This is a genomic window from Microbispora sp. KK1-11, assembly GCF_006874435.1.
In the GTDB taxonomy this organism is placed as follows: Bacteria; Actinomycetota; Actinomycetes; order Streptosporangiales; family Streptosporangiaceae; genus Microbispora; species Microbispora catharanthi.
This window is the reverse complement of sequence record NZ_VIRJ01000065.1, coordinates 1-9,988: the sequence shown is the minus strand read 5'-3', so window position 1 is coordinate 9,988 and position 9,988 is coordinate 1. Positions and strand designations below refer to the sequence as shown.

The following is a 9,988-nucleotide window of genomic DNA, read 5'->3' as shown; positions in this document are numbered from 1 at the left end:
GCCCGCATCGCCCAACGGATCCTGGCCTTGACCGCCGCCATCTGGCACAACCGCGCCACCAGCCAACCCATCACCCGGTCACTGATCGCCTACGACCACTGACCGGAATTAGGACTTACTCGTCTAGAGGTCGGCTGAGCCCTGCCGCGTGCGCCCGGGCGCCTGCCGCCCTGGCGCGCACGCTTCGCGACGCGCGTCTTTGTGCGACGCCGGACGGCCGGCGCCCCTCGGGGGCGCCGGCCGCTTTCGTCATTCGACGTCTTTCCGATGGTCCTGCCGCGCACGTGGCGTCCGACGCCGCTCGGCGGGTCGTCGCAACGGCGACGGAGGCCCTCAGGCGTGGCTCACCTGCCGTAGCCGCCCTGGCGCCCGGTCGGCGCGACGTCGGCCGCCGCGCCCGGGGCGGACGAGACCGCGCTCGACGCCGCGGCGTCGGCCGTGGCCGACGCGGAGGTGGCGAGCTCGGCCGCGGCCCCCGTCGTCGCGGCGGCTCCCTGCGCCGGCGCGTCCGTGGTGTTCCGTACGGTCCTGGTGACCGCGTGGGCGTTGGCGTCGGCCCGGGCGGCGGCCTCGGCGGCCGTCGTCTGGGTGCTGCTCATGGCGCGGTCCGCCGGAGTCTCGCACGGCACCAGCGCCAGCAGGCCGCCCGCGCTGCCGGCGGTCGCCGCGACGGCGCCCTTGAGGCTGAGCAGCGCGTTGAGCCTGGCGGTGACGTTGAGCCCGGCGCGGACCGCGGCGCCCGCGGTGGCGACGGCCGCCGCCGAGGCGTCCACGGCGGCGGCGGTCTGGCCGGAGACGGCGACGACCGGCTTGCCGACCTGGGCGACGACGCCGGCGGCGACGTTCGCCTTGGCGACGAGAGCGGCGTTGACGTCCGCGACCGCGACCAGGGCGGCCGACAGGTGGGCCTCCAGCCTGGCGACGACGTTGGCTTCGACGGTGACGGCGGCGTCGGCCACGATGTCGGCCGCGATGTCCGCGGCCGCGCTGATCTGCGCGTTGGCCTCGGCGGACAGGTTGGCTGTCACGGTGCCGCAGAGCCTCGCGACCGCGACGAGGTCGGCCCTGATGTCAGCGGTCAGGTTCACCGCCACCTCGGCGGCCGCGTCGGCCTGCGCGACGACGCCGCCCGTCGCCCCGCCGACGGCCGTGCCCTGCAGATCGGCCAGAAGCCTCGCCAGCGACGTGACCCGGTGCTCCGTGCACTTCTGCGCGCACACGTCGGCCTGCGCGGGCGCGGCCAGCATGCCGGCGATGCCGATCGTGACGGCGACGACGGCTGTCCTAACCACTCGTTTCATTGACTTGCCCCCGGTTCATATTCCTTTTCACGAGAGTGGGAATGACGAACCCAAGAACCCCCGTGCGTCGGCGAGCACGCCGACAAAGACGTCGGCATTTCTATCACTGCCGATCACGGCGGAAAGCCCTGCTGACCAGGGGATGCCCGGCGGGCACCCCGCCGGGAAAGTCGGTATATCGAGCACCGGACGACCACTTCGCGGTCACCCCAATCCCGCCTCAGGAGAAAGCGACGGTAAACACGGCGCCAGGCTCCACGGCAGATCTTTCCGCTCACTTTTAGCGACGCGCCGACGGATGTCGTGACTCGGCCGGGCAGGCGCCGCTCACCAACCCGCCCTATCGCGACATATCTCGATAAGAGCTACGCTGGCGAGGTGACCTCCCTCACACCGTACGCGGGCGACGATCCCGCACAGCGCGCTTCGGACGCCGACCGCGACCGGGTCGCGGCCGTCCTCGGCGAGGCGCTGGCCACCGGCCGCCTGACGAGCGTCGAACACGCCGACAGGCTCGACGCCACCTACAGCGCCGTGACCATCGGCGACCTCGCGCCCCTGACCAGGGACCTGCCCGACGCGGCCCACCCCCCGGCCACGCTCTCCACCGAGAGGCACCAGGTCTCCGCGGTGTTCAGCAAGATCATACGTGGCGGGCGCTGGGTAGCCGGGCGGCACACCGAGCTCAGCTCGGTCTTCGGCGCGCTGATCGTGGATCTCAGCGACGCGGTCCTGCCCGGCCGTGAGGTGACGCTGGAGCTGAACTCCTTCTGCGGCAAGCTCATCGTCACCGTGCCGGCCAACGCCAGGGTGGTCGACGAGGGCAGCGCGGTCTTCTCGAAACGCTCTGTGACCGGCGGGGACGGCGACGGAGACGGTCCGCTGATCCGCGTCACCGGCAACGCGCGCTTCGGCAAGATCGTGGTCTACCGCGGGACCCGTCGCTGACGGCCTACGATGCGGCCATGCAGCCCACCGGCCGTGCGCTGCCCGTGGCCCTCGACGCCATGGGCGGCGACAACGCGCCCGGGGAGATCGTCGCGGGAGCCGTACAGGCCGTGCGGGAGCGGGGCGTGCCCGTCGTGCTCGTCGGCCACCCCCGCGTGCTCTACCACGAGCTCGCCCGGCACGACGCGGTCACCGAGATCCCCATCGTGCGCGCCGAGGAGGCGCTGGCGATGGACGAGGGCGCGCTGGCGAGCCTGAGACGGCCCCGTTCGAGCATCGCCATCGCCTGCCATCTCGTACGGCGCGGCGACGCCTGCGCGGTGGTGTCCGCGGGCTCGACGGCGGGCGTCGTCGCGACCGGCCGGCTGCGGCTGCGGGCCCAGCAGGGAGTCGTACGCCCCGCGATCGCGGTAGGCCTGCCGACCCTGCCCCAGCCGACCGTGCTGCTCGACGCGGGCGCCACGGCCGACGCCAAACCGGAGATGCTGGTGCAGTTCGCCCACCTCGGCGTGGCGTACGCCGAGACGGCACTCGGCATGCGTCGTCCCCGTGTCGGCCTGCTCACGATCGGCGCCGAGGTCGAGAAGGGCAACAAGCTCGCCAAACGGGCCCACGAACTGCTCGCCGCCACGCCCGGCATCGACTTCACCGGCAACATCGAGGGGCACGACCTGCTGACCCGGAAGGTCGACGTGGTCGTCACCGACGGGTTCACCGGCAACGTGGCGCTCAAGACCGTCGAAGGCACCGTGCGGTACGCCTTCGAGCAGCTCAGGGAGACGATCGCGGAGAGCCGGGTGGCCAGGATCGGCGGGATGCTGCAGCGGGCCCGGCTCCGGGAGCTGGCCGGCCGGCTCGATCCTGAGGCGCACGGCGGGGCCGTGCTGCTCGGCCTCAACGGCACGGTGGTGATCGCGCACGGCTCGTCGCGGGCGCGCGGCGTGGCCGCCGCCTGCGAGCTCGCGGCCCGCCTGTCGGCCCAGGGCATCATCGCCAGGATCGGCGAGCGGATCGCCTCCACCAACAAGTCGCACCGCCGCTGGTGACCGCCGGATATGGAACGGCGGACAGAAGGCACGCGCCGATAAGCTTGGTGCATGACCGACCCGCAGCTCGTGCTCACCGAGCGGGTCCAGCAGGCGCTGGGTTCCGCCTTCGGTCCGGAGCACGCCACTGAAGACCCGCTGATCAGGCCCTCTCAGTTCGCCGACTACCAGGCGAACGTCGCGCTCAGCCTGGCCAAGCGGCTCCGACGTGCCCCGCGGGAGGTCGCCCAGGCCATCGCCGACCACCTCGACACGGCCGACGTGAGCGTGGAGGTCAGCGGGCCCGGGTTCCTCAACCTGACGCTGCGCGACGGCTGGATCGCCGAGCAGGCCGCGCGGCGGCTGCTCGACGAGCGCATCGGCGTGCCGCAGCCGGCCCCGCAGACCGTGATCGTCGACTACTCGGCGCCGAACGCCGCGAAGGAGATGCACGTCGGCCACCTGCGCACCACGATCGTCGGCGACACCCTCGCGCGCACCCACGAGCACCTGGGCAATCGGGTGATCCGGCAGAACCACCTCGGCGACTGGGGCACGCAGTTCGGCATGCTCATCGAGCACCTCCTCGACATCGGCGAGGAGGAGGCGCTCGGCATGCTGGCCGCCGGCGACGGCAACGCCTTCTACCAGGCGGCGCGGCACAAGTTCGACAACGACCCCGAGTTCCAGCAGCGGTCCCGCCGCCGGGTGCCGCTGCTGCAGGGCGGCGACCCGGAGACCCTGCGCCTGTGGCGCGAGTTCATCGAGTACAGCAACCGCTACTTCCGGAAGGTGTACCAGACGCTGGGCGTCACGCTCACCGACGACGACATCGCCGGCGAGAGCATGTACAACCCCATGCTCCCCGACGTGTGCGACGAGCTGGAGCGCACGGGCGTGGCCGAGATCAGCGAGGGCGCGCTGTGCGTGTTCCCGCCCGGCTTCAAGGGCCGCGACGACCAGCCGCTGCCGCTCATCGTCCGCAAGAGCGACGGAGGGTACGGCTACGCCACGACCGACCTCGCCGCGATTCGCTACCGGGTGCGCGATCTGAAGACCGACCGCATCCTGTACGTCGTGGGCGCCACCCAGTCGCTCCACTTCCAGATGGTCTTCGCCGCGGCGCGGATGGCCGGCTGGCTGCACGACGACGTCAAGGCGGAGCACGTCCAGATCGGCAGCGTGCTCGGCAGCGACGGCAAGATGTTCAAGACCCGCAGCGGCGAGTCGATCAAGCTCACCGAGCTGCTGGACGAGGCCGTCGTGCGGGCCGAGGCCGTCATCGCCGACCGTGGGTACGACCCGGAGGCCCGCCGGCAGATCGCGCGCCAGGTCGGCATGGGCGCCGTGAAGTACGCGGACCTGTCCGTCAGCCACGACAGCGAGTACGTGTTCGACTTCGACCGCATGCTCGCCCTCACCGGCAACACCGGGCCGTACCTCCAGTACGCCACCGCCCGCATCCGGTCGATCTTCCGCAACGGCGCGGTCGACCCGCAGTCGGTCACCGGCCCGATCACGCTGGGCCATCCGGCCGAGCGGGCGCTCGCGCTGCAGCTGCTCGGCTTCGGCTCGGTCGTCGCCGCCGTCGCCCAGCTGTCCGAGCCCCACCGGCTGTGCAACCACCTGTTCGACGTGGCTCAGGCGTTCACCTCGTTCTACGAGAGCTGCCCGGTCCTCAAGGCCGAGGAGGAGTCCGTACGGCAGTCGCGTCTGGCGTTGTCGGCGCTCACCCTGCGGGTGCTGCTGCGCGGGCTCGACCTGCTCGGCATCGAAGTCCCCGAGCGGATGTGAGCGAGGTGCCGGATTCCGCTTCGGCGGACCCGGGAGACGGCGTCCCCGATTCCGGCGACGCCGTCTCCGAGCGACCTCGGCCGGCCGACCGTACCGCCGCTCTTCAATCCGGGGCGGCCCGGTCTTCCGGTTTCCGCGGGTCAGGCGTGTCCACGGCGCGCCTCGTCGGTGACTGTCGCACCAAGCGTCTAGTCTGGCGCGGTCAAGGGAGTGCCAGCCGACCCCTCGGGGAGCGTTCCGCGTGAGCATGGACCTGACCACGAGTCCGGACCCTGGAAACCTGGCCGAGGCCACGGAGCTGCACCGCTACGCCGAGGCGCTGATCGTCAGCCTGGCGGCCGACGGCACCGCGCCCGACCTGCCGCCGGGGATCACCGACGTGCCGGGCTACTGGCTGGGGCCCGCCGTCGAGGCCCTCGTCCTCATCATGTCCGGCAAGGACGCCCTGGAGCCGCTGGCCCTGGCCAACGAGTTGGACGAGCGGCGCACCGCCCTGTTCCTGTGCCTGGCCCTCGCCGTCTGCGGCCACGGCGACCGAATCCACGCCTCCTGGCTGGGCACCGCCTTCGGCGACCTGTCCGAGGACCGCCCGGTGACGTCCGGCCAGCGGGCGCTGTGGCTCGCCGCCGCCCGCGGGGCGTACGGACCGGTCGGCAAGATCTTCGTATTGCGCAAGCTCGACGCGGTGAACGTGCCGGCCACCGACGACCGGTGGTTGAAGGCCCTCGTGCCCGCTCTGCCGGAGACGTCCGTGCCCGCCTCTCTGGAGGCGTTCCCCGAGCTGGCGAAGGTCGCCGAGATCGAGCGGTCGCTGCGGGCGTCGGTCACCCTGCGCCGCCTGCGCGAGCGCTGCACCGAGATCACCTCCACCCGGCAGGCCGGCGAGGTCACCAAGGTCGTACGCGGCACCGTATGGGCCGAGGACGAGCCGCTGGCCGTGCTCCGTGCCCTGGCGGGCCAGGGCGGCCAGGAAGGGCCGCTGAGCTCGCTCACCGGGCATCTGCTGCAGGACCTGGCTCCAGACTCCGATCCCCACATGGCCGCGCTCGCCCTGCACGTGGCGGCGCCGGCGGTCAGGGCGGCGGCGGAGTCTCTCGTCGAGGTGGTGGGCGAGCCGCCGCCCGACACCATGGACGTGCCGATCCTCGGCTATCCGATCACGCTCAGACCCGAGGGACCCGACCAGGAGTCGATGGCGTCCGCCGAGCAGCGGCTCGTCACTGAGTGCGTGCCGAAGCGCACCCGGCCCTGGCCCGGATACGTCCTCCTGGTCCTCGCCGTCGTCGTCTTGGCCGCCGGATTCGTGGTCTCGCCGCCGCTCGCCCTCGTCGGCCTGTTGGTCGCCGCCGTGGGCGGGCATCTGCTGTGGCGGCACCGCGTCAGGGAACACTCCGACGTGCGGTACGTCCAGACACGGGCGGGCAAGCTCGCCGACCTCGCCGACAAGGCCGTCTGGGCCCTGCACGAGTACGCCAGGGAGTCGGAGGAGCGAGCCTCTGACGCCGCCAGGGACCTGGCCGAGGTGTCCACGCTGCTGCGCCGGGGCCCCCGGGCCGCATAGGGACGCCTACGCCAGGACAGGGCCTGCGGATCGCGGCCGGGCTCTGCGGATTGCGGGCCGAGGCTTGCTGATTGCGTAAGAGCCGGCGCCGCGCACGGCTGTGCCCGCCGACCCAGTGGGCGGCGGGCACAGGATCGGAGTCGGACCAGCCGGTTCAGGCGGTGGAGACCTCCACCGTCGCCGGAGTGATCAGAAAGACCTTGTCCGCGATCCGCTCGATACGTCCCTCACAGCCGTAGGCCAAGCCCGCGGCGAAGTCCACCATTCGCGTGGCCTCCGCCGTCGACATGCTCGCCACGTCCATGACCACCGTGTGGCCCTCGCGGAAGTGCCGGCCGATCGTCAGGGCGTCGTCATACTTCTGCGGGCGAACCATGACGATACGGGCCGGATCGGCGTTGGGCTGCCAGCGCTTGGCGGCACGCTCGGCCGCCGGCATCCAGTCGTCCTCGTACTCGTCCTCGGCGTAGGTCTCGTCGTCGTACTGCTCTGCCCCACCCAGGCCAAGGTAGCTCGCCACCTTGCGCACAGCCCCCATCGGTTCGTCCTTTTCCGGCTTGTCCTTTTCCGGGCTCGTCCCGACACACGGGACCGTAATCGACGATTCAGCGAACCCCCGCCGACACGCCCGGCCGTTTAAGTGTTGTTGGCTGGATAATGTGGAGGCCGGGTAAGTGTGTCTTCATCGTCAATTCTGTCAGCCCTTCCAGGGTAACTCGCGAACCCGTCTACCCCATGGAACCCTTCGCAAACATTTCTCACAGTCACCTCGAACGACGGCACGCCTTCAGTAGATCACAACGGACGCCCATCTCGCCGGGTTCCCGAAATGCGATCTTGCTGATGGCGACCGGTACGCCGCCACCGAGAGGCGCAAATGGAGGCGGCACCGATGAAGATCGAATTACGCGTGGAGACGCCCCGAATTCCCATTTCGAAAGCATTTTCGATAGCGGCGCATGCGGCTGATCACCCATCTCCGAACACGTGTGGCCGAACGGCAGTGGCCGCAATTGGGAGGACGGCCAGGGGAAACTCTTTCCTCGCAGCACCTCCTGCGGAACCGATATCGAGCACCATTTCGACCGTCCGCCGGTTTTCCAAGCGGCGCAGACCAGCCTCCTGGCCACCCTCCACGAGGGGACACCGTGCGGCCGCCACGGCCGCTGCCGTCGAGGACGGCAGGCGACAGTCACCCGCGCGTCCTCAGGTCGGGAGCGCCCACCCACAGCCGTGATCTCTCCAGAAGCACCCGCCGATTCTCTCGCGCGTGCACTGGGCCGGTCGATGGCCCCCGCCCCTGAATTTCAGGGCTCGACCCAAACAGCCGTGCCGGAGCGGACGACGGGTCTTACGACAACGCCATCCCGGGGACGCGCTTGCGGATGGCCTCCAGCTCGGCCTCGTCGGAGATCCCCTGCCAGTCGTACCGCGGCGTGTAAGGAGTCTCCAGGGCGCGCACGTCGTCGTCGGTGAGCTCGACATCCAGTGACGCAACAGCCTCGTCGATGTGCCGGATCGAGCCGGCCCCGACCAGGGGCGCGGTGACGACCGGCTGGCGGCGCAGCCAGGCGAGTGCGATCTGCGCGCGGCTGACGCCGTGAGCGTCCGCGACCTGTCCGACCGCGTCGATGATCGCGCGGTTGGAGGACTCATGTGCGGGCGAGTAGAGCATGTCCGCGTAGGCGCCGTCCGTCTCGGAGCGCACCGTCGACCTGGCATCGTCCCAGCCTCGGGAGAGACGGCCGCGCGCCAGCGGCGACCAGATGATCGTGCCGACCCCCTGGTCGAGGCACAGCGGGATCATTTCCCGCTCCTCCTCACGGGCGAGCAGGTTGTAGTGGTTCTGCATGGACACGAACCGCGCCCAGCCGTTCTGCTTCTGCAGGTGGAGCGCCTTCGCGAACTCCCAGGCGTGCATCGAGGACGCGCCGAGGTAGCGGACCTTGCCGGCCTTCACGAGGTCGCTGAGCGCCTCGAGCGTCTCCTCCCACGGGGTCGCGGGGTCGTTGCGGTGAATCTGGTAAAGGTCGATGTAGTCCGTGCCGAGGCGGCGCAGGGAGTGGTCGACCTCAGTCATGATCGCCTTCCGTGACAGACCGCGGCCATTGGGGCCGGGCCGCATCGGGTGCCGGAGCTTGGTGGCGATCACCACCTCGCCGCGGTCGGCGAAGTCCTTGAGCGCGCGGCCGAGGATCTCCTCGCTGGACCCGTTCGAGTACATGTTCGCGGTGTCGAAGAAGTTGATCCCCGCCTCCAGCGCGTGCTTGATGAGCGGGCGCGCCTCCTCCTCACCCTTCGACCAGACGGGGTGACCTCGGTCGGGCTCGCCGTAGGTCATCGCGCCGATCGCGATCGGCGACACGTCCAGACCGGTCGTGCCGAGCTTGATGTAGTGCACGATGCTCCTTAGAGTATGTGGAGACCTCTCCGGATAACGTAGTGGAGAGATCTCCACTTAACAAGGTGAGGTCCCGTGGTCCGTTCAGACGCTCGCGAGAACAGGGCGCGCATCCTTGCGGCCGCCCGCGAAGCGTTCGCGGCGGACGGCAGCGCGTCGATGAACCAGATCGCCCAGCGCGCCGGCGTCGGCGCAGGCACCCTCTACCGCAACTTCCCCACCCGTGAAGCACTCGCTCTCGCCGTCTACCAGGACGAGGTCGCACGCATCATCGGCGCTGTGCCTGGGCTGCTGGCTGAGCTGCCGCCCTTGGAAGCGCTTCGCCACTGGACGACCGACCTTGTCGAAGCGATGCGCAGGAAGCATGGCCTCGGCGATGCCCTCAGTCCCAGCGCGCACCAGGCGATCAGCGAGCAGACCTATGGTCCGGTTCTCGCCGCGATCACGGAGTTCCTCGACGCCGGCAAGAAGGACGGGAGCATCCGCATGGACGCCGATCCCGGCGACTTCCTCCAACTCACCGGCGCACTCTGGCGCGCCGCGTCCGGCCCCGAAGACCGGTCACCACGCATGCTCGCGCTCATCCTCGACGGGCTCCGCGCACAGCCACAGCGGTAGAGGTCTCATGTAGGGACTTCGCTGACGCTTATGGGGCCGGACGCCGTGCACGGTGCCGGAGCGGCCTTCACTGCGAGGTGACCCGACCCCTGGACATGCGAAAGCCCCGGCCAACCCAGCCGGGGCACCACCCACCACCAAACACGCACCCAGAGGGGAAACCCCTCTGGAAACGCGGAAGGGCCACCCCAAACAGGGTGGCCCTCCACAAAAATTGTCCGGCGGCGTCCTACTCTCCCACACCGTCCCCGGTGCAGTACCATCGGCGCTGGCAGGCTTAACTTCCGGGTTCGGAATGTAACCGGGTGTTTCCCTGCCGCTATAACCGCCGTAACCCCAC

General features: G+C 70.3%; 8 protein-coding genes and 1 rRNA gene. 5 read left to right on the top strand and 4 right to left on the bottom strand.

Annotation, left to right across the window (positions count from 1 at the left end):
• Nucleotides 1-344: 344 nt before the first annotated feature.
• Complete coding sequence (locus FLW16_RS42395) at nt 345-1,292, bottom strand: hypothetical protein (RefSeq protein WP_142566644.1); 948 nt, start codon at nt 1,290-1,292, stop codon at nt 345-347.
• 387 nt (nt 1,293-1,679) lie between these two features.
• On the opposite strand from FLW16_RS42395, the gene FLW16_RS42390 reads away from it, so the two are divergent.
• From FLW16_RS42390 to FLW16_RS42375, 4 genes are all read left to right on the top strand, one after another.
• Nucleotides 1,680-2,249 carry a DUF1707 domain-containing protein gene (locus tag FLW16_RS42390; RefSeq protein WP_142566643.1) on the top strand — a complete coding sequence of 190 codons (570 nt, stop codon included), beginning with the start codon at nt 1,680-1,682 and terminating at the stop codon, nt 2,247-2,249.
• Nucleotides 2,250-2,266: 17 nt separating this feature from the next.
• Entirely contained in the window at nt 2,267-3,295 is a 1,029-nt protein-coding gene (gene plsX / locus FLW16_RS42385; RefSeq protein ID WP_142566642.1) for a phosphate acyltransferase PlsX, read from the top strand.
• Nucleotides 3,296-3,346: 51 nt separating this feature from the next.
• The gene (gene argS / locus FLW16_RS42380; protein ID WP_142566641.1) at nt 3,347-5,068 is read left to right on the top strand and encodes an arginine--tRNA ligase; all 1,722 of its coding nucleotides are present in this window, start codon (nt 3,347-3,349) and stop codon (nt 5,066-5,068) included.
• A gap of 247 nt (nt 5,069-5,315) precedes the next feature.
• Entirely contained in the window at nt 5,316-6,629 is a 1,314-nt protein-coding gene (locus tag FLW16_RS42375) for a hypothetical protein (protein ID WP_142566645.1), read from the top strand.
• Nucleotides 6,630-6,783: 154 nt separating this feature from the next.
• Here the strand turns inward: FLW16_RS42375 and FLW16_RS42370 are convergent, their stop codons facing one another.
• Together FLW16_RS42370 and FLW16_RS42365 are read right to left on the bottom strand one after the other, a co-directional pair.
• Entirely contained in the window at nt 6,784-7,167 is a 384-nt protein-coding gene (locus FLW16_RS42370) for a cell division protein SepF (RefSeq protein ID WP_139578677.1), read from the bottom strand.
• Between the two features lie 813 nt (nt 7,168-7,980).
• Nucleotides 7,981-9,030 carry an aldo/keto reductase gene (locus FLW16_RS42365; RefSeq protein WP_142566640.1) on the bottom strand — a complete coding sequence of 350 codons (1,050 nt, stop codon included), beginning with the start codon at nt 9,028-9,030 and terminating at the stop codon, nt 7,981-7,983.
• Nucleotides 9,031-9,105: 75 nt separating this feature from the next.
• Between FLW16_RS42365 and FLW16_RS42360 the strand changes: the two genes are divergently transcribed.
• Nucleotides 9,106-9,648, top strand: coding sequence for a TetR/AcrR family transcriptional regulator (locus FLW16_RS42360; protein ID WP_142566639.1), 543 nt, complete (start codon nt 9,106-9,108; stop codon nt 9,646-9,648).
• 216 nt (nt 9,649-9,864) lie between these two features.
• Here FLW16_RS42360 and rrf read toward each other — a convergent pair.
• Nucleotides 9,865-9,981 (bottom strand): 5S ribosomal RNA (gene rrf / locus FLW16_RS42355).
• Nucleotides 9,982-9,988 lie beyond the last annotated feature (7 nt).

Bases quoted from the DNA above. Each gene is read 5' to 3' on its own strand.
- plsX (WP_142566642.1), top strand. From the start codon at position 2,267: ATGCAGCCCACCGGCCGTGCGCTGCCCGTGGCCCTCGACGCCATGGGC.
- argS (WP_142566641.1), top strand. From the start codon at position 3,347: ATGACCGACCCGCAGCTCGTGCTCACCGAGCGGGTCCAGCAGGCGCTG.
- FLW16_RS42375 (WP_142566645.1), top strand. From the start codon at position 5,316: ATGGACCTGACCACGAGTCCGGACCCTGGAAACCTGGCCGAGGCCACG.
- FLW16_RS42370 (WP_139578677.1), bottom strand. From the start codon at position 7,167: ATGGGGGCTGTGCGCAAGGTGGCGAGCTACCTTGGCCTGGGTGGGGCA.